This window comes from Alloiococcus otitis ATCC 51267 (assembly GCF_000315445.1).
GTDB classification, from domain to species: Bacteria; Bacillota; Bacilli; order Lactobacillales; family Carnobacteriaceae_A; genus Alloiococcus; species Alloiococcus otitis.
Genome location: NZ_JH992958.1, coordinates 363499 through 387570 on the forward strand (window position 1 = coordinate 363499; position 24072 = coordinate 387570).

16 protein-coding genes are annotated in these 24072 nt (G+C 46.1%); all 16 read left to right on the top strand.

Features of this window, described 5'->3' with window-relative positions:
* Positions 1–8: 8 nt before the first annotated feature.
* The 16 genes from rplL (at position 9) to tuf (ending at position 23860) form a co-directional block, all read left to right on the top strand.
* Positions 9–377 (top strand): 50S ribosomal protein L7/L12, encoded by a 369-nt coding sequence (rplL, locus tag HMPREF9698_RS04215; protein ID WP_003777635.1) that lies wholly within the window; start codon positions 9–11, stop codon positions 375–377.
* 282 nt (positions 378–659) lie between these two features.
* On the top strand, positions 660–1358 hold the full coding sequence (locus tag HMPREF9698_RS04220; RefSeq protein ID WP_003777637.1) for an N-acetylmannosamine-6-phosphate 2-epimerase: 699 nt from the start codon (positions 660–662) through the stop codon (positions 1356–1358).
* Between the two features lie 18 nt (positions 1359–1376).
* Complete coding sequence (locus HMPREF9698_RS04225) at positions 1377–2258, top strand: N-acetylneuraminate lyase (protein ID WP_003777639.1); 882 nt, start codon at positions 1377–1379, stop codon at positions 2256–2258.
* An 18-nt stretch (positions 2259–2276) separates the two neighbouring features.
* The gene (locus tag HMPREF9698_RS04230) at positions 2277–3800 is read left to right on the top strand and encodes a sodium:solute symporter family protein (RefSeq protein WP_003777641.1); all 1524 of its coding nucleotides are present in this window, start codon (positions 2277–2279) and stop codon (positions 3798–3800) included.
* A gap of 70 nt (positions 3801–3870) precedes the next feature.
* Positions 3871–4752: an ROK family protein gene (locus tag HMPREF9698_RS04235; protein WP_003777643.1), complete on the top strand. Its 882-nt coding sequence runs from the start codon at positions 3871–3873 to the stop codon at positions 4750–4752.
* A gap of 10 nt (positions 4753–4762) precedes the next feature.
* A complete protein-coding gene (locus tag HMPREF9698_RS04240) occupies positions 4763–5587 on the top strand; it encodes a MurR/RpiR family transcriptional regulator (protein ID WP_003777646.1) in 825 nt (274 codons plus the stop codon).
* Positions 5588–5701: 114 nt separating this feature from the next.
* Positions 5702–7141 carry a polysaccharide deacetylase family protein gene (locus HMPREF9698_RS08445; protein ID WP_003777647.1) on the top strand — a complete coding sequence of 480 codons (1440 nt, stop codon included), beginning with the start codon at positions 5702–5704 and terminating at the stop codon, positions 7139–7141.
* A gap of 289 nt (positions 7142–7430) precedes the next feature.
* Positions 7431–8645 carry an FtsW/RodA/SpoVE family cell cycle protein gene (locus tag HMPREF9698_RS04250; protein WP_003777650.1) on the top strand — a complete coding sequence of 405 codons (1215 nt, stop codon included), beginning with the start codon at positions 7431–7433 and terminating at the stop codon, positions 8643–8645.
* Between the two features lie 18 nt (positions 8646–8663).
* Positions 8664–9839 (top strand): FtsW/RodA/SpoVE family cell cycle protein, encoded by a 1176-nt coding sequence (locus HMPREF9698_RS04255; RefSeq protein WP_003777653.1) that lies wholly within the window; start codon positions 8664–8666, stop codon positions 9837–9839.
* Between the two features lie 232 nt (positions 9840–10071).
* Positions 10072–11373 (top strand): uracil-xanthine permease family protein, encoded by a 1302-nt coding sequence (locus HMPREF9698_RS04260; RefSeq protein WP_003777654.1) that lies wholly within the window; start codon positions 10072–10074, stop codon positions 11371–11373.
* Between the two features lie 324 nt (positions 11374–11697).
* Positions 11698–15267 (top strand): DNA-directed RNA polymerase subunit beta, encoded by a 3570-nt coding sequence (gene rpoB, locus HMPREF9698_RS04265; RefSeq protein ID WP_003777656.1) that lies wholly within the window; start codon positions 11698–11700, stop codon positions 15265–15267.
* 100 nt (positions 15268–15367) lie between these two features.
* Positions 15368–19027: a DNA-directed RNA polymerase subunit beta' gene (rpoC, locus tag HMPREF9698_RS04270; protein ID WP_003777657.1), complete on the top strand. Its 3660-nt coding sequence runs from the start codon at positions 15368–15370 to the stop codon at positions 19025–19027.
* Positions 19028–19413: 386 nt separating this feature from the next.
* Positions 19414–19824, top strand: coding sequence for a 30S ribosomal protein S12 (gene rpsL / locus HMPREF9698_RS04275; RefSeq protein WP_003777660.1), 411 nt, complete (start codon positions 19414–19416; stop codon positions 19822–19824).
* A 45-nt stretch (positions 19825–19869) separates the two neighbouring features.
* Entirely contained in the window at positions 19870–20340 is a 471-nt protein-coding gene (gene rpsG, locus HMPREF9698_RS04280) for a 30S ribosomal protein S7 (protein ID WP_003777662.1), read from the top strand.
* 103 nt (positions 20341–20443) lie between these two features.
* Positions 20444–22534: an elongation factor G gene (fusA, locus tag HMPREF9698_RS04285; protein WP_003777665.1), complete on the top strand. Its 2091-nt coding sequence runs from the start codon at positions 20444–20446 to the stop codon at positions 22532–22534.
* A gap of 141 nt (positions 22535–22675) precedes the next feature.
* Positions 22676–23860, top strand: coding sequence for an elongation factor Tu (gene tuf, locus HMPREF9698_RS04290; RefSeq protein WP_003777667.1), 1185 nt, complete (start codon positions 22676–22678; stop codon positions 23858–23860).
* Positions 23861–24072: the final 212 nt, after the last annotated feature.

The window sequence follows — 24072 nt, forward strand, 5'->3', positions numbered from 1 at the left end:
AATAAGATATGGCCTTAGATATTGATAAAATCATTGAAGACTTGAAAGACTCTACCGTTATTGAATTAAACGACCTTGTATCAGCTATCGAAGAAGAATTCGGCGTCGAAGCTGCTGCTCCAGTTGCTGCTGCAGGTGGCGAAGCTGGCGGCCAAGCTGAAGAACAAACTGAATTCACAGTTGAATTGGTTGACGCAGGTGCTGCTAAAATTAAAGTTATTAAAGCGGTTCGTGAAGCAACTGGTTTAGGCCTTAAAGATGCCAAAGCTTTAGTAGATGACGCACCATCAGCTATTAAAGAAAACATCGAAAAAGACGAAGCTGAAGAATTGAAAGAAAAAATCGAAGAAGCTGGCGGTAAAGTAGAATTGAAATAAGGTCTACTTGAAGCTTGAAGCCTGGGGAAATCCCGGGCTTTTTCTATTGCCTGTAATTTTCAGCCAGCCCAAGCTAAAAAAGCCAGATGGGGCAAGCTACCCGCAATCTCGGCTAGGATGCTCAAGCAAAAAGAGAATGGACTTGCATGATCTTTTAAACATAACTGGCATTTGCTTTATTTTTGAAAGTACTAACATTTTGCTTAGAGTTATTGATTATACTTTCAGAATTTGATAAGCTTGAAAATGAAAAAAGGGCTTTCATATACAAGGAGGAATTTGATGACGACCAAAGACCAATTCGACCATCAGGTAAAAGGGGGCTTAATTGTGTCCTGCCAAGCCTTGCCTGAAGAACCCCTCCACTCGTCCTTTATCATGGGACGGATGGCTTTAGCGGCCAAGCAAGGAGGAGCAGTTGGGATCCGGGCCAATTCCAGCCAGGACATCAAGGAAATTAAGGGCCAAGTTGACCTACCTGTTATTGGGATTGTCAAAAGCGACTATCCGGATGCCGATGCCTTTATCACCCCAACCATCAAGGAAGTGGATGACTTGATGGCTGTCAAGCCTGATGTCATTGCCCTGGATGCAACCGCCAGCAAGCGACCGGGAGGGCAGACCCTGATGGACTTTTTGAAAGAAGTGAAGGACAAGTATCCTAACCAACTTCTGATGGCCGATTGTTCAACTTATGAGGAAGCCTTGCAGGCCGACCAGCTTGGTTTTGACTATATTGGGACCACCCTGGTAGGCTACACTGACCAGAGCCGGGGGACCAAGATTGAGGCGGGGGACTTTGAACTCATCCGCCGGATTCTCAAGTCTGTCTCGACCCCTGTAGTGGCAGAAGGCAATATTGATAGCCCCGAAAAAGCCAAACGGGTCCTAGACTTAGGAGTTCACACAGTGGTGGTTGGGTCTAGCATTACCCGGCCCCAAGTCCTTACCCAACGTTTTGTCGATAAAATTAAAGAATAAAATAGAAAGGAAGAGACCATGCACGACGACTTAAAAGGCTTGCACACAGCCTTAATGATTTCAGTTAACAAAGATGGCAGTTTAAATGAAGAAGGAACGCGGCAAATTGTTCGCCACAATATCGACCGGATGAAGGTGGACGGCCTTTATGTTGGTGGGTCTACTGGGGAAAACTTCCTCTTAGATACTGACATGAAGAAAAGAGTTTTCGAAGTGGTCAAAGACGAAGCAGGCAGTGAAGTGACCTTAATTGGCCAAATTGGGGGGACCAATGTTTATGAAGCGATTGATTTGGCCCACTTTGTGACTGACCTAGGCTATGATGCCATTTCGGCGGTCACCCCCTTTTACTACAAGTATAACTTTGAAGAAATCAGAGACTACTACAAGATGATTGCCCAAGCCGTTGACAACCGGCTCCTGATTTACTCTATTCCTGACTTGACTGGGGTAGAGATATCGGTGGAAAACTTTAAAGCCCTCTTTGAAATTGACAATATTGTGGGCGTGAAATTTACCGCAGCTGACTTCTTCTTGTTGGAGAGACTCCGCAAGGCTTGCCCAGATGAGTTGATCCTCTCCGGCTTTGACGAAATGCTCCTACCAGCAGTGGTCAACGGGGTGGATGGCGCTATTGGGTCAACCTACAATGTCAATGGGGTCAAGGCTCGAGAAATTTTTGACCTAGCCCGGCAAAATAAAATCGACCAAGCCCTAGAAGTTCAACACCAAACTAATGATTTAATTGAAGCTATTTTAGATAATGGTCTCTACCCAACCATCAAGGAAATCTTAAAACTGATGGGGGTTGACGCTGGCTACAATAGACGGCCAATGGCTAGTGCAAGTGATAGCCAGATTGCTCAAGCTAAGGCCATTTATGACCAATATTTAAGCTAATAGAAAGGGGTTTTGGCCATGTCAGGACAAGGCTTTACTTGGATCGATTTGGTAATTTTAATTGTCTACCTAATCTTCGTCCTATTTTTCGGTAATTACTTTGCTAAGAAAGAAATGATTGGGAAGGAATTCTTCAAAAGCGATGGGACGGTACCCTGGTATGTAACCTCCGTTTCCATCTTTGCAACCTTGCTCAGTCCGATTTCCTTCCTGTCTTTACCGGGTAACTCCTTCGGGGGAACATGGATCTTGTGGTTCGCCCAATTAGGGATGATTATTGCTATCCCAATTGCCATAGCCTTCTTCCTCCCAGTCTTTGCCAAGTTGGATATTGACACGGCTTATGACTACTTGGAGCGACGGTTTGACAATAGAGGCCTCCGGGTGGTTTCGGCTATTATCTTTATCATCTACCAAATCGGTCGGATGTCCATCATTATCTACCTACCTTCTATTACCTTGGCGGAATTAACCGGTTTGAATGTCAACATTTTGATCATTGCCATGGGTGCCATTGCCATCTTCTACTCTTACACCGGCGGGCTTAAGTCAGTCCTCTTCTCCGACTTTGTCCAAGGGATTATCGTCTTGGTTGGGGTCACCCTCTCTTTAATCATCTTGATTAACGGGATTGACGGCGGTGTGGGCACCATTGCCGAAACCTTGGCCGACGGGAAATTTATTGCGCCTGATGAACAATGGTTTTCACCAACCATCTTTGAAGATACTGTCTTCCTCGTCTTCGTCGGAGCTGGGATGAATACCTTGACCCAATACATATCCAGTCAAGATATTGTCCAACGTTTTACCACCACCACTAATACTAAAGACCTGACTAAAATGATGCTAACCAATGGGGTTCTTTCCCTCTTTATTGCTACTATTCTCTTTTTGATTGGAACTGGTCTGTTTATCTTTTACGGCCAAGCAGGAATTGCTAGTGGCATGGACCAGGACTTGGCTTACGGCTACTTTATCGCCTACCAATTGCCAATTGGAGTAACTGGGGTCTTGTTGGCAGCCATCTTTGCAGCTTCTCAGTCTACCTTGTCAACTGGCTTGAACTCAGTGGCAACTTCGGTAGCCTTGGATATTGTGGAAGTCTTTGACACCAAGGGCAAATATGACTACAAAAGTAAAACCAAAATTGCCCGTGGCGTTACCATTGTGGTCGGCCTCTTTGCTATAGTGGTCTCCATGATCATGGTCCAATCGAATATTGTCTCTGCCTATGAATGGTTTAATGGCTTTGTTGGTCTAGTCCTCGGTGTCCTCGGTGGGGTCTTTGCCCTTGGTATCTTTACCAAACGCGGTAATGCAGTAGGTGCCTACATCGGCTTCCTTGTTTCGGCTGTGGTGATGATTATCATCGAATTTGTTATCCCTGAAGAAATCAATATCAGTATTTGGGCTAACTCCCTAGTTTCGATCATCGTAGCCTTTGTTGCTGGTTACTTGGGCTCTGTTATTTACTCAGCTATCTCAAGCAAGGATTCTAAACGTGAAGACTACTCTTCTATCCTAGACTTTAACAAAAACTAAATAAGCAAAAGTATGGAGACCGTATTAGCTGTTGGAAGGTGGCTAATGCGGTTTCTTTAAGGAGGAAAATATGAAGGCAATCTGTGTAGATATTGGTGGGACCGCCATCAAGTATGGCATTTTAAGCCAAGATAGACCCGAAGCTCAAGTTGAAATCCAGGCAAAGGGCAGCCAAAATTTGGACCCCAAGAGTCTGGGTGGCCCCAATGTGCCCAGCTTTGTATTTGACCTGGTCCAAGACTATGTGGATGACAGTATTGACTTTATCGGCATCTCGTCAGCTGGGGTGGTGGATGTCCAAGCAGGGGTTATCCAATCAGCCAATGAAAATATTCCAAACTATGCTGGGGTGAAGCTGAAAGAAGAATTACAAGGCTTGACTGACAAGCCTGTTTTTGTCGACAATGATGTCAATTGTGCCAGTCTGGCTGAATATAAGCAGGGGCATGCCAAATCTGCTGAAGTCGCTCTAACCTTGACCCTTGGTACTGGGGTTGGGGGTGGCTTAATTTACCAAGGCCAAGTATTCCGCGGGGCCCACTCGGCAGCCATGGAAGTGGGCTACCTCCCTTTAAAAGATGGGAGTTTTGAAGACCTGGCTTCGGTGACAGGTCTAATCAAACGCTGTGAAGCTCGATTAGGGCAAGAAGGTTTGGAGGGTAAGACCATTTTTGACCTAGCCTTGAAGGAGGGCAACACGGTCTGTTTAGAAGAGATCGACCGGCTAGTGGACTATTTGACAGACGGTCTGCAAGTCTTATGTCTGAGTCTGGACCCGGACATGGTCATCCTAGGGGGAGGGGTCATGGCCCAAGCCGACTACCTTATTCCCCGTATTCAAGACAGTTTGGACCAAAAAGTAAACCGGCCTCTAACAGTTAAGCCGGCCAAGTATTTAAATGATGCTGGCATTCTGGGGGCCTTTTTTACCGGCCTGGCCCAGCTGGGTTAGGAGGAGAGTTATGTTTAAGCCAGACAAGTACGAACTGAACCTGGTCTCAACAATTGAAGGCCTGTATGAAAGTTTTACCCCAAATGAAAAAAAGCTGGCCAAGTATTTTTTAAAGCAACCAGGCCATGACTGCCTGTCATCCCGCCAGGTGGCTGACCAGGTCCAGGTTTCCGAGTCTAGCCTGTCCCGCTTTGCCCAAAAGTGTGGTTACTCGGGCTACAGGGAGTTTATCTACCACTACAAGGCAGCCATCAACCGCCAGGACCTGGACCAGAAAAATACTGACTTAAGCCACCTAGTGGTAGACACCTACCAGGATATCTTGGCCAAGTCCTTTTCTATGGTGGATGTGGCCCAGATTAAGCGGATTTGCAAGTATATTAAAGCTGCTGACCTAATTTATGTTTATGGTTTAGGTAATTCCGCTGCTTGTGCCGATGAATTTAAATTCCGCTTTATGCGGTTTGGCTGCCCAGTCCTGTCTGAGTCCAACCACCACACCATGAAAATCCAGGCTGCTTCTATGAACCCGAGCCATCTTTTAGTGGGAATTACCATTTCGGCCAAGACCCGGGAAGTCATGGAGGCCTTACAAGTGGCTAAGGGAAGGGGAGCTAAGACGGTTTTGATCACCTCAAACAATGACCAGACCTTCCAAGACTTTTGCGATGAAGTTCTCTTGGTGGCTGTTAAAAAGCACCTAGATGAAGGTCGGCTGATTTCACCTCAATTTCCAGTCTTGATTATGTTGGACTTACTCTTTGCCTACTATTACCAAGATAATAATGCGACCTATAACCAGACCATTGCCCCCTTCAAGGACTTGCAGGACTAACATGATTGCTTGCTTCAGGTAAAAATGAAATGTTTGCTTGACCCAGCTATTGAGACAAGCTTATAATAAAAATGTCTGGATACCGATCTGCTTGGTCTTAGAATGGAGTTCCTGATGAAAAAATCAACTGTCTTAACCCTTGTCCTTGCCTTTGTAGCCCTCATTTTACTAGCTTGTTCTCAAAAGCCCTCCCAAAATTCCTTCCAGCCCAAGGAGGCCAATGTCACCCAAAACCAGGCCTTAGTGGAAGAATCCCGGTATCCGGGAATTGGAATTAGTAAGGAAGAAATTCATGGGGACTATGACAACCAATTCATCAGCTACCCTGTTTTTGAAGAAGACCAATTGAACCAGGATATGGAAGACTTTATCCAGGATAAGAAGGATAACTACCAGGCCTTAGCGGACGACTTAGACCTAGAAAACCATGGCCTGACCCAGGATGACAAGCTCTACCATAATATATCCTTTACCGTCCACCCAGTTACTGAGAGTGTCTATAGTCTGGTTTTTGACACTTTTATCCGGTCCAACAAGACCAACCCGGAAACCCATGTCCAGCCCTTGATGGTGGATACAAAAACAGGGACTTGGCTAGAAGTAGCGGACTATTTCACTGACCAGGGGCGAAGGCAATTTGAAGACTTGGTCAAAAGGAAACTAGAAGAGGATTTAGGCCAGTATTTTTTTGAAGAGTTTTTTGAGGAAAAAAGAGCAGATGGGTCTTTTTACCAGGCTGTTTATTTCACTGACCATTCCATTGTCGTCCAGTTTCCCCAATATGAGATCGCAGCCGGTGCCGCAGGAGCCCCGAAAGTTAGCCTAGGCCAGGGCCAAGTCAAGGCCTTTTTAAATGACCAAGGGCACTCCCTCCTAGACCAAACATCTCCTGATTTAGACATGGATGGAGACAAGGACTCGAAAGCTTTAGCCCGGGAGGGAGCAGAAGATCAAGACCAGGAAGAGGAAATTTTAGACCAGGAAGAAGAAGGTAAAAAGCTGGTGGCCTTTACCTTTGACGACGGTCCCCATCCAGAGTATACTGACCAAATCTTGGCTATTTTAGACCAGTATGATGCCAAAGGGACTTTCTTTATGCTAGGGAATAGCGTGGATTTTTACCCCGATGTCGCTAAGCGGGTGGCGGCAGCTGGTCACGAAATTGGCAACCATTCTTTTAGCCACCCTGACTTGACCACCCTTGGCAGTAGCCAGGTCCAATTTGAAATTTCAGAAGGTGACCGGGCCATTGAAACAGCGACGGGGCAAGTCCCTAAGTACTACCGGCCACCTTATGGGGCCCATAATAGCTTGGTAGATGACTTGGCCCAAAAGCCGGCCATCTTGTGGGATGTGGATACCCTAGACTGGCAGTCCAGAGACCCCCAGGCTATCTTGTTGAAAGTCCAGGAAGAAACGTCTGACGGGGCTATTATCCTTATGCACGACATCCACCAGACCACTATCGAAGGCTTCCGCCTGTCGATTGACTACCTAGCCGACCAAGGATACGAGTTTGGCACTGTCAGTGAAGTCTTAGCCCAAAGGGAATAATGTTGTGGAAAGACTAGATAAGTTAGTTATATAAAAATAATAGTTCAAAGGATTAACTGGGGACTTCAGTTAATCCTTTTTGAGTCTTGGAGGATGGAAAGACTTGGGTGTATTTTGAACGTTTAATAGAGGCTTGGCGACTTTTGGCCAGTGAGTGAAGCAAGCTGTAAGAAAATTTAAAAATTTTTCTTTTGTCCTTTTTGTCCCCTCTAAAGTAGGTTAAACTATGTTAGAATGGTTTCATTCAGTAACAATGACTCGCTTTTAAGAAAGATAGGAGATTCTCGCAATGAAAAATTCGCGAAGCCCGCAACGGATTGACTATAGTATTATCTTTCCTGTTTTAATTCTCTGTATTATCGGGATTGTCACCCTTTATGCGACGACCGTCCATATTCAAGGGGAAGATCTGACCGTCACCTTAAGGCAGTTGGGCTGGCTAGTGATTGGGGCAGTCGCAGCTGGTTTATTGCTCTTGGTGGACTCTGAGAAATTGTGGAAAGCAACCCCATATGTTTACGGTTTTGCCTTGTTACTGTTAATTGCCACCCTTCTTTTTTATGACCGACAATTGGCAGCCAGTGCCGGGGCTAGACGGTGGATTAGTATTCCAGGGATTGGGATGACCATCCAGTCGACTGAATTCGTTAAAATTCCCTTTATCCTCATGCTGTCCAAGGTGGTAACGGAACACAACCATAAGTACAAGATCCATACCAACAAGTCAGATTTTTTCTTATTGGGTAAAATTATTCTTTACACAGCTCCGCCCTTGTTCTTAGTCTTAATGCAACCCGACTTAGGAACAGGGTTGGCCTTTGCTGCCATAGCAGCTGGGATTGTTCTCTTGTCCGGTATTCGCTGGCGTATCTTGCTCCCTATTATTATTTTTATCCTGGTCTTTGGGGTAGGCTTTGTCCTTTTAGTCATCTACCAAAGAGACTTTCTCGTTGATGTCTTAGGCTTCCATGAATACCAATTCAGACGGATTGATACCTGGCTCAACCCCCATCAAGACATGAGTTCCTACAGTTATCAAGTGACCCAGGCCTTTAAGGCAATTGGGTCTGGCGGGATTATCGGTAAGGGCTTTGGTGTGTCTGAAGTCTATGTTCCAGTCCGGGAATCGGACATGATTATCGCCTCCATTGCTGAGATGTTTGGTTTTGTGGGGACTTCTATCGTTATTTTTGTCTATTTCCTACTCATCTACAACATGGTCAAGGTTATTTTTGATATCCGGAATGAATTCTATTCCTATATTGCGACTGGGATTATTATGATGATCGTCTTTCACATTTTAGAAAATATCGGCATGAATATTGGCTTGATGCCTTTGACTGGGATCCCCCTCCCCTTTATTTCCCAAGGTGGGTCGGCTTTGGTCGGCAACTTACTCGGGGTCGGTCTCATTATGTCGATGAAGTTCCACCACAAGTCTCATTATTATTCAGGGGAGAGACGGTCCCGCTACCGGTTAAAAAATAGACCAGGCAAAGAATGAAATTAAAGGAAGAGTGTCATGATTCAGGGAATTAAAAACCGCTATAAATTAATGGATAAATACCTCCTCTTTGCCTACCTGGTCATGGTGATCTTTAGCATTATCATGGTCTTCAGTGCGAGTAGCTATTCTGCCATGCAGTCCCAGGGCAACCCGGCCTACTACCTCATCCGCCAGGCTGTCCATGTGACCTTAAGCATTGTGATCATGGCGGTGACGGCTTCGATTTCCTTGAAAAAAATTAACAACAAAAAAACGGTCATGGCTATTGTAGCAATGACAACCCTCTTGCTCCTCGCCGTCCTGGTCTTTGGTCGGGAAATCAATGGGGCTAAAAGATGGATTCCCTTCCCCATCGTCAATATCCAGCCGGGTGAGATCGCCAAGGTGGTGGCGGTTTGGTACATGGCCTTTATCTTGTCCAAACGGGAGACCTCCGATTTGTCTTCGTTTTTCGGGTCGATCAAAAAACCCCTCCTGATCATTTTGCTGATGGCAGCCCTCATCTTCTTCCAGCCGGATACCGGAACGACTGTCATTATCCTGGGAGCGGTGACCATTATGATCTTTGCTAGTGGGATCCCCATTAAGATTGGGCTAGGCTTCTCGGCTGCAGGGGTCGGCATACTGGCTGGTCTCATGCTCTTGATCCGGCAATTTGGGGACAAACTCCCCCTCATCTCCGGCTACCGCTATGAACGTTTCCAAGCCTTTTGGGATCCCTTTTCCTTGGCTGACTCCCACGGTCTACAATTGGTTAACTCTTACTATGCCTTGAGCCGGGGCGGTCTTGGCGGAGTTGGCTTGGGTAACAGTATCCAAAAGACTGGCTACCTCCCCTTTCCTTATACGGACTTTATCATCGCTATTGTTGGAGAAGAGTTAGGCTTTATTGGACTTTTGCTCGTCTTAGCCTGTTTTTCCTTGATTGTTCTGCGGATATTCTTAATCGGCATCCACTCTAAAAAGGCCTTTCGTAGTCTTATCTGCTTTGGTATCGGCACTTTACTTGTCATCCAGTCCCTCTTTAATATCGGTGGGGTGGTTGGCCTCCTGCCTATTACCGGTTTGACCTTTCCCTTCTTAAGTTATGGGGGGTCGAGTTTGATGATTCTGTCCTTTGCCATTGGCCTGGTCTTGAATGTGTCCACCCGCAACAACCACGACCGGCAAAAAAGTAAAGCCGAATCCTAGCTAGGTCTTGAAGCTTGGGATAACTGGCCTTCAGTGAGTCTCGAAATCTTTAAAATAGGATTGAAAAGCCTGGCTCGATTTGCTATGATGGCCTAGGTGAAAAAATCAGCATAGCTTGGACTGGCCTCCAGGTAGAGGAGACTCCCGAGCATTTGTAAGGTTCATTGCCCAGCAATGGCCTTCTTTTTTTGTGCATTTTATCCCCCAATTTTTAAGTAAAGGATGGATAAATGTGGAAAGTAAGCAAGCAGGACTCATCTTAGATGTCTATGACAAGCCGTCAACTGGCAAGGGGTTATTGCTCAGTATCCAGCACATTTTTGCCATGTTTGGGGCCACTATTTTAGTCCCCTTGGTGGTTGGTCTTCCGGTTTCGGTTGCCCTCTTTGCCAGTGGGGTAGGGACCTTGGTTTACCAGTTTTTGACCCAGCAAAAGGTGCCGGTCTATTTGGGGTCATCATTTGCCTATATTTCGGCCATGCAAATTGCTATCCAGCAGATGGGTGGGGACTTGTCTGCCTCCCAGACTGGGATTATTTTGACCGGTTTGGCCTATGTCTTGATTGCTGGTCTTATCGCCGTCTTTGGAACTGACTGGCTCAACCGGATCATGCCGCCGATTGTAATTGGCCCGATGATTATGGTGATCGGGCTCGGCTTGTCGGCTACTGCCATTGAAAACTCAGGCCTTGTCACTGGGGGATCTTGGCGGGAGATCTTAGTGGCCCTAGTCACCTTTTTAGTCACTGCCTTTGTCAATACCAGGGCCAAGGGTTTTATGAAAATTATCCCCTTCTTGGTAGGTGTAGTGGCTGGTTATCTATTGTCCGTCTTCTTAGGCTTGGTTGACTTTAGTCCGGTGCTAGAAGCGGAATGGTTTGCCCTACCTGATTTTTACTTCCCCTTTGAGACACAAGCCTTTCACTCCTATGACCTTTATTTTGGTCCTGAAACCTGGGCTATCCTCCCCCTTGTTTTGGCCACTGCTGCTGAACACGTCGGAGACCATGCTATGCTAGGTGAAATTTGTAAGAAGGATTTTATCGACGATCCCGGCTTGACCCGGACCTTGATGGGGGACGGTCTGGCGACAGCCCTATCTGCCTTCTTTGGTGGACCGGCCAATACCACTTACGGGGAAAATGTAGGGGTTATTGGCATGACCCGGATTGCCTCGGTTTCGGTTGTCCGCAATGCGGCAATACTAGCCGTCATTATTTCCTTCCTGGGCAAGTTTACAGCTTTGATTTCCACCATCCCTGACCCTGTTCTAGGGGGCATGTCTATCATTCTCTACGGGGTGATTGCAAGTTCCGGACTCAAGGTGATGATTGAAGACCGAACTGACTTCAATAAGCCTCGCAATTTAATCATAGCCAGTGCCATGTTAGTGATCGGTATTGGTGGGGCAGTTTTGGACATTGGTCTTGTGACCTTGTCAGGGACCGTCCTTAGTGCCTTGGTCGGGATTGTCCTCAACCTTATCCTGCCCAAAGACCAGGACTTCCAAGGCGACTACTTAAAAGACAAGTAAATAAAGAAGGGTGGCTGGCTGTTGGGCCAGCCTTTTTAATTGAAAATAATTGAAGAAAGTCCTTGACTTCATCCTAGCCTTCCTATACAATGTTTAAGCACATCGATGACAGTAAATAGAAGTCTATGCGAAATATTGTCCGCAGAGGTTTTGTTGATAAGCAAAAGTAATTGAGGAAAAGGGGAATTCTTGCTCGGTTCTTTTGTCTTTTTTTGTGCTTAAAAAGAGGGCAACAAACGAATTGTTATACAAATGTAATATTTTTTACATTTAATTAACATTCACTTTTATTTACCCCATCAATATTTATGAGAGGTGAACAAGTTGGTCGGTAAAAAAGTTAATTTTGGCAAACACCGTGTTCGTAGAAGTTACTCACGAATCAACGAAGTACTCGAGCTCCCGAATTTAATTGAAATCCAGACTGATTCATATGATTGGTTTTTAGATGAAGGCTTGAAGGAAATGTTTAGTGATATTTCCCCAATCGATGATTTTTCAGGCAATTTGTCCCTAGAATTTGTTGACTATAAATTTTACGAAAGCAAGTATACTGTTGAAGAAGCTAGAGAGCATGATGCGAACTATTCTGCCCCCCTCTACGTGAAGTTACGTTTGATCAACAAGGAAACTGGTGAAGTCAAGGAACAAGAAGTTTTCTTCGGTGACTTTCCGTTAATGACAGAACAAGGGACCTTTATCATCAACGGGGCTGAGCGGGTGATTGTTTCCCAACTTGTCCGGTCACCTGGGGTTTATTACAGTCCAAAAGTTGAGAAAAACGGCCGGGAAGGTTTTTCAACCGTTCTTATCCCTAACCGGGGTGCTTGGCTTGAATACGAAACAGATACCAAAGGCATCTCCAATGTTCGAATTGACCGAACCCGTAAAATTCCGATCACTGTCTTGTTAAGAGCTCTAGGGATTGGGTCAGATGATGAAATTATTGACCTGATCGGCTTGAATGACAGCTTGGAAGCCACCTTGGAAAAGGATGTCCACAAGTCTACTTCAGATTCCCGCGTAGAAGAAGCCTTGAAAGACTTGTATGAACGCTTACGTCCAGGTGAACCTAAAACAGCTGAATCCTCTCGTAACTTGATCAATACCCGGTTCTTTGACCACAAGCGTTACGACCTAGCCTATGTTGGTCGCTACAAGATGAACAAAAAACTAGACCTTAAAACCCGCTTGATGGGGACTGTCCTTGCCGAAAACCTGGTTGATCCTGAAACAGGCGAGGTCTTAGCTGAAGAAGGTAGTGAAGTGACCCGGTCTGTGATGGACAAGCTTGGCCCTTACCTTGACGGTGACATGAACCAAGTAACCATTAACCCCTCAGAAGAAGCGGTTATCCCTGAACCCATTGACCTACAAATTGTCAAAGTCTACTCCAAAGAAGATCCAGACCGGATCGTGAACATGATCGGCAACGGGCACCCTGACAAAAAGGCCAAATGGATTACCCCTGCTGACATGATAGCGGCTATGAGTTACTTCTTTAACCTCCAAGAAGGCATTGGCGATGTTGACGATATCGACCACTTGGGTAACCGTCGGATCCGGTCAGTCGGAGAGCTTTTGCAAAACCAATTCCGAATTGGGCTCTCTCGGATGGAGCGGGTGGTCCGCGAACGAATGTCCATCCAAGACATTTCTAGCACCACACCCCAACAATTAATTAACATCCGTCCCGTTGTAGCTTCTCTGAAAGAATTTTTCGGGTCTTCCCAACTCTCCCAATTCATGGACCAAACCAACCCCTTGGGTGAGTTAACCCACAAACGTCGCTTGTCTGCCCTTGGACCAGGAGGCTTGACTAGGGACCGGGCTGGTTATGAAGTCCGAGACGTCCACTATTCCCACTACGGCCGGATGTGCCCGATCGAAACACCTGAAGGCCCAAACATTGGTCTGATTAACAGTTTGTCTACCTATGCTAAGATCAATAAATTTGGTTTTATTGAAACACCTTACCGCCGGGTGAACCGGGAAACTGGCCAGGTAACGGATAAAATTGACTACTTGACTGCTGACGAAGAAGATCTTTACGTTGTAGCCCAAGCCAATGCTGAATTAGATGAAGATGGACATTTTGCTAATGATGTCGTTCTAGCCCGAAGACGGGATGTCAACGAAGAGGTTGACGCTTCCGAAGTTGACTATATGGACGTGTCACCAAAACAAGTTGTTTCTGTGGCCACAGCTTCCATTCCTTTCTTAGAAAACGACGACTCCAACCGGGCTCTAATGGGGGCTAACATGCAACGGCAAGCTGTTCCTCTTATGCAACCAGAGTCCCCACTAGTAGGAACTGGGATCGAACACATTGCAGCCCGTGACTCTGGGGCTGCCGTTATTGCCAAGGCTGACGGGGTTGTGGAGTATGTTGATGCCAAGACGGTCAAAGTCCGTCAAGCTGATGGTACCCTCAACAACTACAAGCTAGCTAAGTACAAACGGTCCAACTCCGGAACTTCTTACAACCAAAGACCAATTGTAAAAACTGGTGAGGAAGTTGACAAAGGCGACATCCTAGCAGATGGTCCGTCCATGGAAAATGGTGAAATGGCCCTTGGTAAAAACCCATTGATTGCCTTCACCACCTTTGATGGCTACAATTTCGAGGATGCCGTCATTATGAGTGAACGTTTGGTCAAAGATGACGTATATACCTCCATCCACATTGAAGAATACGAATCTGAAGCCCGCGATACCAAGTTAGGGCCAGAAGAAATCACCCGGGAAATTCCAAACGTCGGGGAAAGTGCCCTCAAGAACTTGGATGAAAGAGGCATTATCCGGATCGGGGTTGAAGTTCGTGATGGGGACATCCTAGTTGGGAAAGTTACACCAAAAGGGGTTAGTGAACTATCAGCTGAGGAAAAACTCCTCCACGCTATCTTCGGCGAAAAAGCCCGGGAAGTTCGTGACACCTCCCTACGTGTCCCACACGGTAGTGGCGGAATTGTCCACGATGTCCAGATCTTTACCCGGGAAGCCGGCGACGAACTGTCACCAGGCGTTAACTACCTTGTCCGGGTCTTCATTGCCCAAAAACGTAAAATTGATGTTGGGGACAAGATGGCAGGTCGACACGGGAATAAGGGTGTTGTTTCCCTTATCCTACCAGAAGAAGACATGCCATTTATGCCAGACGGAACCCCGATTGACATCATGCTCAACCCACTTGGGGTCCCTTCCCGGATGAATGTCGGCCAGGTCATCGAACTCCACATGGGGATGGCAGCCCGACAGTTAGGCGAGCACATTGCTACACCAGTCTTTGATGGGGCCAACGAAGAAGATGTTTGGGAAACTATCAAGGAAGCCGGTATGGATGCAGATGCCAAAACCGTCTTGTATGACGGCCGGACTGGCGAGCCATTTGACAACAAGGTCTCCGTTGGGGTAATGTACTTTATCAAGCTAGTCCACATGGTCGATGACAAGTTGCACGCCAGATCCACTGGACCATACTCCTTGGTTACCCAACAACCCCTTGGTGGTAAAGCACAGTTTGGTGGCCAACGCTTTGGTGAGATGGAAGTTTGGGCCTTGGAAGCTTATGGGGCTTCCCACACCCTCCAAGAAATCTTGACCTACAAGTCAGATGACGTGATTGGACGGGTAGACACTTATGAAGCCATCGTCAAGGGCCAACGCATTCCAAAACCTGGTGTACCCGAATCCTTCCGTGTCCTCGTGAAAGAACTCCAGTCTCTGGGATTAGACCTTAAAGTCCTCGACAAGGAGCAAAATGAAATCAACCTCCAGGCTGAAGATGACGAATCGGAAGACCAAATAGTTGATTCCTTAGAAGAGATGCGGAAAGAGCAGGAAGAAGAACGCCGTAAGGAAAAAGAAAAAGAAGAGCCAAGTACTGAGTCGTAAGGATATTAGATTTTACTTGTAGGCTGGCGGCAAGGCGTCTTGCCGCTTGCTTACAATGAGCTTAGGGCAGCTCAAATGAAATAAAGGGAGGTTTGCCCCCTTGGTAGATGTAAATAATTTTGAAAGTATTCAAATTGGACTGGCTTCACCAGAGAAAATCCGTTCATGGTCCCATGGTGAAGTGAAGAAACCTGAAACCATTAACTACCGAACATTAAAACCTGAAAAAGACGGTTTGTTCTGCGAACGCATTTTTGGCCCAACCAAGGACTATGAATGTGCTTGCGGAAAATATAAACGAGTCCACTATAAAGGGATTGTTTGTGACCGTTGTGGTGTTGAAGTCACCAAGTCGAGTGTCAGACGAGAACGCATGGGCCACTTGGAATTAGCAGCCCCTGTCACCCACATTTGGTACTTTAAAGGTATTCCAAGTCGGATGGGCCTTATCTTAGACATGAGCCCAAGATCCTTGGAAGAAATTATCTATTTTGCTTCTTATGTTGTTATTGACGGTGGGGATACCCCGCTTGAACGCAAACAGCTCTTGACCGAACGTGAATACCGGGAAAACAAAAGCAAGTACGGCAATGAATTCCAAGCTGAAATTGGAGCTGAAGCTGTTCGGACCTTGCTAAAAAATGTCGATTTGGAACAAGAAGTTGCTGACCTCAAAGAAATCTTAGAGACTGCTACTGGCCAAAAACGGACCCGAGCTATTCGTCGTTTAGACATTATTGATTCCTTCAAGTCTTCCAATAACAAACCGGAATGGATGGTATTGGATGCTATTCCAATTATCCCACCTGAACTCCGTCCAATGGTACAACTAGAAGGTGGTCGGTTTGCAACCAGTGACTTGAACGACTTGTACCGCCGGGTGATTAACCGGAACAACCGGTTGAAACGCCTGCTGGACTTGAATGCACCTCACATTATCGTCCAAAACGAAAAACGGATGCTGCAAGAAGCAGTTGACGCCTTGATTGACAATGGTCGTCGCGGTCGGGCAGTCAACGGTCCTGGTAACCGTCCACTTAAGTCCCTTTCCCATATGTTGAAAGGGAAACAAGGGCGCTTTCGTCAGAACCTACTAGGTAAACGGGTTGACTACTCTGGCCGGTCTGTCATTGTCGTTGGGCCAACCCTTAAAATGTACCAATGTGGTTTACCTAAAGAAATGGCCATCGAACTCTTCAAACCTTTTGTCATGCGGGAGTTAGTTGAGCGAGATATTGCAAATAACATTAAAAATGCCAAACGAAAAGTGGAACGGATGGAAGATGATGTCTGGCCTGTTTTAGAAGATGTCATTAAAGAACATCCTGTCCTCTTAAACCGGGCCCCTACCCTTCACCGGCTAGGGATCCAAGCCTTTGAACCTGTCCTAGTCAATGGGAAGGCTATTCGCTTACACCCACTTGCTTGTGAAGCTTACAATGCTGACTTTGACGGAGACCAAATGGCTGTCCACGTACCTCTCAGTGATGAAGCCCAGGCAGAAGCCCGCATCTTAATGCTGGGTGCTCAAAATATCTTAAACCCTAAAGATGGCCAACCAGTTGTTACCCCTTCCCAAGACATGGTTCTAGGGAACTACTACCTAACCATGGAAGAAGAAGGTAAGATTGGCGAAGGAACTGTCTTCTCCAGTGCTTCTGAGGCTATCCAAGCCTACCAAACAGGCTATGTCCACCTCCACACCCGGGTTGCGATCCGTGCGGTGGACTTACCGGACAAACCCTTTACTGACTGGCAGAAAGACAAGTACTTGATTACCACAGTAGGTAAGATTATCTTTAATGAAATTATGCCAGCAGAATTTCCATTCTTGAACGAACCATCTAAGGTTAACCTGGAACAGCAAACCCCAGACAAATACTTTGTCGACCGGGGCCAAAACTTGAAAGACATTATTGCCGACCGTCCTTTAGTTCAGCCTTTCAAAAAACAAGACCTGTCTAACATTATTGCCGAAGTCTTTAATAACTTCCAAGTGACCGAAACCTCTAAAATGTTGGACCGCATGAAGAACTTGGTCTACAAGTACTCTACCCGGTCTGGTATTACCGTTGGGATTGCTGACGTTTCAGTCCTAGAAGCTAAACCAGAAATCCTGAAAGAAGCCCACGCCAAGGTTGATAAAATCAATGCCACCCACCGCCGTGGTTTAATTACTGAAGAAGAGCGTTACGACAACGTTATTGATGTCTGGCAAAAGGCTAAGGATGAAATTCAAGATGCCTTGATGGATTCCCTTGACCCAAGAAACAACATCTTTATGATGTCAGACTCTGGTGCCCGTGGGAACATTTCCAACTTCACCCAACTAGCCGGTATGCGTGGTTTGATGGCAGCACCAAGTGGTGAGATCATGGAATTGCCGATCACGTCTAACTTCCGTGAAGGCCTGTCTGTCTTAGAGATGTTTATTTCCACCCACGGTGCCCGTAAAGGCATGACCGATACCGCCCTTAAAACTGCCGACTCTGGTTACTTGACCAGACGTTTGGTTGATGTGGCCCAAGACGTCATCATCCGAGAAGAAGACTGTGGCACTAAACGGGGTCTTAAAGTTTCTGCCATCCAAGTAGGAAATGAACAGATTGAAAGCTTGTCTGACCGTATCTTGGGTCGTTATGCCCAAGAAACCGTCACCCACCCCGAAACTGGTGAGGTCATTGTTCACAAGGATGAATTGATTGATGAAGGCAAAACCCGAAAAATTGTCGATGCCGGTATTGAAGAAGTTACTATCCGGTCTGCCTTCTGCTGCAACACCAACCACGGTGTCTGCAAGCACTGCTATGGCCGTAACTTGGCAACTGGCCGGGAAGTTGAAGTCGGTGAAGCAGTTGGAACCATCGCTGCCCAATCCATTGGGGAACCCGGTACCCAATTGACCATGCGGACCTTCCACACTGGTGGGGTCGCTGGGGACGACATCACCCAAGGTCTACCACGGGTTCAAGAAATCTTTGAAGCTCGCCATCCGAAAGGGCAAGCCACCATTACAGAAGTTAATGGTCAAATCCAAGAGATCGTTGAAGACCCTGAAGAACGCACTAAGACCGTCACTGTTAAGGGTAATGTTGACCAACGTGACTACTCCTTGCCAATCAATGCCCGGATGAAGGTTGAAGTTGGGGATTATGTTGAACGAGGCGATGCTCTAAACGAGGGGTCTATTGATCCGAAGGAGTTACTCGCGGTGAGTGATATGATGAAATTGCAGAAATACCTCTTGCAAGAAGTCCAATACGCTTACCGGTCTCAAGGGGTCGAAATTGGTGACAAGCACGTGGAAGTTATGGTGCGACAAATGCTCCGTAAAGTCCGTGTCTTGCAACCAGGGGACACTGATATCCTGCCTGGTACCATGATTGACCTCCACGACTTCAAGGAACGCAACCAAGAAACCTTGATGTCTGGTGGCCAACCAGCGACTGCTAGATTAGTCCTACTTGGTATCACCAAGGCCTCCCTTGAAACCAACTCTTTCTTGTCTGCAGCTTCTTTCCAAGAAACCACCCGGGTCCTCACCGATGCAGCTATTCGCGGTAAAGTTGATGACCTGGTTGGCTTGAAAGAAAATGTTATTATCGGTAAATCCATCCCAGCTGGTACTGGTATGAGAGCCTACAGTAATATTGAACCTAAAAAAGTTGGTGTGGTTAGCGAAAATGTCTACAGCATCAATGAAGAAGACCAAGTCAATCAAGAAGAAAGCCAAGAAACTGAAGAAACTAGCGAAAAATAAGCTAGAGTGAGAAAAGCAGGCCCAAACTTGGGCTTGCTTTTTTCTAATTTAAAAAGCGGTTTGAGAAGTCAAATATTATAAATTTCCCTAACAAAAAACAGCAAAAAAAGCCTTGCAAATCAGGGCAGGAGTGGTAAAATAATTTCGGATAATTCTTTGACACTAGTGCTCAGATGTGCTAGTATACTAAGAGTGCTTTTGCAATATCGGCAAGTGTTATTCGTGTGTGTCGGATGATCGTTGCAAGCTTGCTAGGCAAGGGCTCAAGTCATACCATAGCCAGGTGATAATCACCTCGATATTTTTTCCGCAAAAAGGAACACCTGGACATGTGGAACTAGAGATTATTCAAAAAATAGAAAAAATAGGAAGGGAGGACATACAAGATGCCTACTATTAACCAATTAGTCCGTAAGCCTCGTAAATCTAAATTGTCAAAAACTGAATCACCAGCCTTGAACAAGGGATACAACACCTTGAAACGGAAACAAACAACTGTTTACTCTCCTCAAAAACGTGGTGTTTGCACCCGGGTTGGGACTATGACCCCTAAAAAACCGAACTCAGCTTTACGGAAGTATGCCCGTGTTCGTTTGTCAAACCAAATTGAGGTGACAGCCTACATCCCTGGTGAAGGTCACAACCTCCAAGAACACTCTGTTGTTCTGATCCGTGGTGGTCGTGTCAAAGACTTACCTGGTGTTCGTTACCACATTGTTCGTGGTGCCTTGGATACAGCAGGGGTTAACGACCGCAAATCAAGCCGTTCCAAATACGGTACTAAAAAACCTAGCTAAATCAAGAAACTAGACTAAATAAATTAATCGGAAGGAGGACATGAGATGTCTCGTAAAGGACCAGCTCAGAAACGTGATATTTTACCAGATCCAATTTATAACTCAAAACTTGTTGCTCGTTTAATCAACCGCTTAATGGTCGATGGTAAACGAGGGAAAGCTTCTACTATCTTGTATACAGCTTTTGACAAAGTAAAAGAAGAAACTGGCAATGACCCAGTTGAAGTTTTCGAACAAGCTCTCGAAAACATTATGCCCGTACTGGAAGTTAAAGCCCGCCGTGTAGGTGGTTCAAACTACCAAGTACCCGTTGAAGTAAGACCAGCCAGACGAACTACCCTGGCCCTTCGTTGGTTAGTCAACTACGCTCGTCTGCGTGGGGAGTATACCATGGAAGACCGCCTAGCCAAAGAAATTATGGATGCTGCTAACAATACCGGTGCTTCCGTACGACGCCGTGAAGAAGTACACCGTATGGCTGAAGCTAACAAGGCTTTTGCCCACTATCGTTGGTAATTTTCTTAATTTTAATCTTGTTTTTACCCAAATTTTACACTACTTAGCTATAGTGGTGTAGTACTAAATTAACAGAAGACTATTACAGAGAGGTGTAGATTAAGTGGCAAAAAGAGAATATCCTCTAGAGAGAACGCGTAACATTGGTATTATGGCGCACATCGATGCTGGTAAGACCACTGCTACTGAACGTATCTTGTTCTTCTCAGGCCGGATCCACAAAATCGGTGAAACCCACGAAGGGGCTGCCCAGATGGACTGGATGGACCAAGAACAAGAACGTGGGATTACCATTACTTCTGCTGCAACCACTACTTCCTGGTTAGACCACCGTATCAACATTATTGATACCCCGGGACACGTGGACTTTACAGTAGAGGTTGAACGGTCCCTCCGTGTCTTAGACGGTGCTGTGACTGTCTTAGATGCCCAATCAGGTGTGGAACCACAAACTGAAACCGTTTGGCGCCAAGCAACCACCTACCATGTTCCACGTATTGTTTTTGTAAACAAAATGGACAAGTTGGGTGCCAACTTCTTAGAAGCGGTTGATAGTTTGCATGACCGTTTGCAAGCCAATGCCCACCCCGTTCAATTGCCAATTGGGGCTGAGGATGACTTTGAAGGAATCGTTGACCTAGTAGAGATGAAAGCTTACTACTACGGTAATGAATTAGGAACTGAAATTGAAGAAGCTGAAATTCCAGAAGATATGCAAGAACTCGCTCAAGAACAGCACGAACGCCTTGTTGAAGCTGTGGTTGAGTTAGATGAAGACTTGATGGTGGCATACCTGGAAGGGGAAGAAATTTCAACTGAACAATTGAAGGCGGCTATTCGTCAAGCAACCTTGGACGTTGAATTTTACCCATGCTTCTGTGGTTCAGCCTTCAAAAACAAGGGTGTCCAACTCCTATTAAATGGGATTGTCGACTACCTTCCAGCTCCAACAGACGTACCAGCTATTGAGGGTCACGTGAAAGATGATCCCGATACAGTTGTCACCCGTGAAGCCGGCGATGACCAATCCTTCTCAGCCCTTGCCTTCAAAGTGATGACTGACCCTTATGTAGGCCGTCTAACTTTCTTCAGAGTTTACTCTGGTACCCTAGAAGCTGGTTCCTACATCTTGAATGCAACCAAGGATAGCCGGGAACGAGTCGGTCGTCTCTTGCAGATGCACGCCAACTCCCGTCAAGAAATCCCAGAAGTCTTCTCTGGTGATATTGCAGCAGCTGTCGGTTTGAAAGATACAGGGACTGGGGACACCTTGTCTGATATTGATGATCCCGTCATCCTTGAGTCAATGGAATTCCCTGAACCCGTTATTCAGGTTGCTATTGAGCCCAAATCCAAGGCTGACCAAGACAAGATGTCTGTTGCCTTGGCTAAGTTGGCTGAAGAAGACCCAACTTTCAAAGCTGAGACTGACCACGAAACTGGTGAAACCCTAATCGCTGGTATGGGTGAGTTGCACTTGGACATCATCGTCGACCGATTGAAACGTGAATTCAAGGTAGAGGCAACGGTTGGGAATCCACAAGTATCCTACCGTGAAACCTTCACCAAGTCTGTTCAAGCAGAAGGTAAGTTCGTCCGACAATCCGGTGGTAAAGGTCAATACGGTCACGTCTGGGTCGAATTCACTCCGCTTGAAGAAGGGGAAGGTTATGAATTCGAAGACGCCATCGTTGGTGGTGTAGTTCCTCGTGAATATATTCCGTCCGTTGACGCCGGCTTGCAAGCTGCCATGGAAAATGGTGTCTTAGCAGGGTACCCACTGGTTGACGTTAAGGCCAAACTATATGACGGCTCTTACCACGACGTCGATTCCAGTGAATCTGCCTTTAAGGTTGCGGCTTCTCTAGCCTTGCGTAATGCAGCAAAACAAGCAGAGCCTGTTATCTTGGAGCCAGTTATGGCGGTTGAAATCACTATCCCTGAAGAATACCTTGGGGATATCATGGGACACATTTCAGCACGACGTGGTCAAATCGAAGGCCAAACCCCTCGAGGCAATGCCTTGATTGTTAAAGGATCCATTCCTTTATCTCAAATGTTTGGTTACGCAACCACCCTACGTTCTGCTACTCAAGGTCGCGGAACCTTCACCATGCAATTTGACCACTATGCACCAGTTCCATCAAGTATTGCAGATGAAATTATTAAACAACATGGTGGCAGTTCCAACTAGGCATTAACCACCACATTGAGCCTGGTCCATTTGGGGCTAGAAGTTGAACTATCGTTTTTAAAACGGTATAATTACCCCAAATGGGTTCATGTGCTCATGTTAAAATAAGTAAATAAAGTTCCTTAAGGAGGAAAAATAAACATGGCAAAAGAAAAATTTGATCGTTCCAAAGAACACATGAATATTGGTACCCTAGGTCACGTCGACCACGGTAAAACTACCTTAACTGCAGCTATCACTTACGTTTTAGCTAAAAAAGGTTTGGCAGAAGCTTCAGCTTACGACCAAATTGATGGTGCTGCTGAAGAACGTGAACGTGGTATTACTATTGCGACTGCTCACGTTGAATACTCAACTGAAAACCGCCACTATGCCCACGTTGACTGCCCAGGACACGCTGATTACGTTAAAAACATGATCACTGGTGCGGCTCAAATGGACGGTGCTATCTTAGTTGTATCAGCTGCAGATGGCCCAATGCCACAAACTCGTGAGCACATCCTACTTGCTCGTCAAGTTGGTGTTCCTTACTTCGTTGTATTCTTGAACAAAGTTGACCAAGTCGACGACGAAGAATTACTCGAACTCGTTGAACTTGAAGTTCGTGACCTCTTAACTGAATACGACTTCCCAGGTGACGAAGTTCCAGTTGTTGCTGGTTCTGCACTTCTTGCTCTTCAAGATGACGAAGAACAAATGGACAACATCCTTAAATTGATGGAAGAAGTAGACAACTACATTCCAGCTCCAGAACGTGACGCTAACAAAGACTTCTTGATGCCAGTTGAGGACATCTTCTCCATCACTGGTCGTGGTACTGTTGCAACTGGCCGTGTAGAACAAGGTCAGCTTAAAGTTGGTGACGAAGTTGAAATCGTTGGTATTAAAGATACTGCGACTACAACCGTTACTGGTGTTGAAATGTTCCGTAAATTGTTAGACTACGCTGAAGCTGGTGACAACATTGGTGCCTTGCTACGTGGTCTTTCACGTGACGATGTTGAACGTGGTCAAGTTCTTGCAACTCCAGGTTCAATCACTCCTCACTCTAAATTCAAAGGCGAAGTTTACGTCTTGTCAAAAGATGAGGGTGGCCGTCACACTCCATTCTTCTCTAACTACCGTCCACAATTCTTCTTCCGTACAACTGACGTAACTGGTGTCGTTAACCTACCAGAAGGTACTGAAATGGTTATGCCAGGCGACAACACTGAAATGGAAGTTGAATTGATCGCTCCAATCGCGGTTGAAGAAGGTACCAAATTTACCATCCGTGAAGGTGGCCGTACTGTTGGTGCTGGTGTTGTTTCTGAAATTATCGAATAAAAAAGATCGATTAAAGCAACTGGCTTTGAGCCAGTTGCTTTTTTTATGTGCGCCCGGCATGGGTGACAACTTGGTGGTGAAAGTCCACTGCAGGCCTGGCAGTAGGAACTGTTAGCTGAAGGCAAGGGTGTCCATCGTGAGGTGGAATCTGAAGGAAGCTGGAGGCAAACACTCGCACTGACGAACAGAAACTTCATATCAAGGCTGATTTG

Excerpts from the sequence above, each read along its gene's own strand:
- rpsL (WP_003777660.1), top strand. The coding sequence starts at position 19,414 with ATGCCTACTATTAACCAATTAGTCCGTAAGCCTCGTAAATCTAAATTG.
- HMPREF9698_RS08445 (WP_003777647.1), top strand. The coding sequence starts at position 5,702 with ATGAAAAAATCAACTGTCTTAACCCTTGTCCTTGCCTTTGTAGCCCTC.
- rplL (WP_003777635.1), top strand. The coding sequence starts at position 9 with ATGGCCTTAGATATTGATAAAATCATTGAAGACTTGAAAGACTCTACC.
- HMPREF9698_RS04240 (WP_003777646.1), top strand. The coding sequence starts at position 4,763 with ATGTTTAAGCCAGACAAGTACGAACTGAACCTGGTCTCAACAATTGAA.
- rpsG (WP_003777662.1), top strand. The coding sequence starts at position 19,870 with ATGTCTCGTAAAGGACCAGCTCAGAAACGTGATATTTTACCAGATCCA.
- HMPREF9698_RS04250 (WP_003777650.1), top strand. The coding sequence starts at position 7,431 with ATGAAAAATTCGCGAAGCCCGCAACGGATTGACTATAGTATTATCTTT.
- HMPREF9698_RS04225 (WP_003777639.1), top strand. The coding sequence starts at position 1,377 with ATGCACGACGACTTAAAAGGCTTGCACACAGCCTTAATGATTTCAGTT.
- HMPREF9698_RS04220 (WP_003777637.1), top strand. The coding sequence starts at position 660 with ATGACGACCAAAGACCAATTCGACCATCAGGTAAAAGGGGGCTTAATT.
- tuf (WP_003777667.1), top strand. The coding sequence starts at position 22,676 with ATGGCAAAAGAAAAATTTGATCGTTCCAAAGAACACATGAATATTGGT.
- HMPREF9698_RS04230 (WP_003777641.1), top strand. The coding sequence starts at position 2,277 with ATGTCAGGACAAGGCTTTACTTGGATCGATTTGGTAATTTTAATTGTC.
- HMPREF9698_RS04255 (WP_003777653.1), top strand. The coding sequence starts at position 8,664 with ATGATTCAGGGAATTAAAAACCGCTATAAATTAATGGATAAATACCTC.
- HMPREF9698_RS04235 (WP_003777643.1), top strand. The coding sequence starts at position 3,871 with ATGAAGGCAATCTGTGTAGATATTGGTGGGACCGCCATCAAGTATGGC.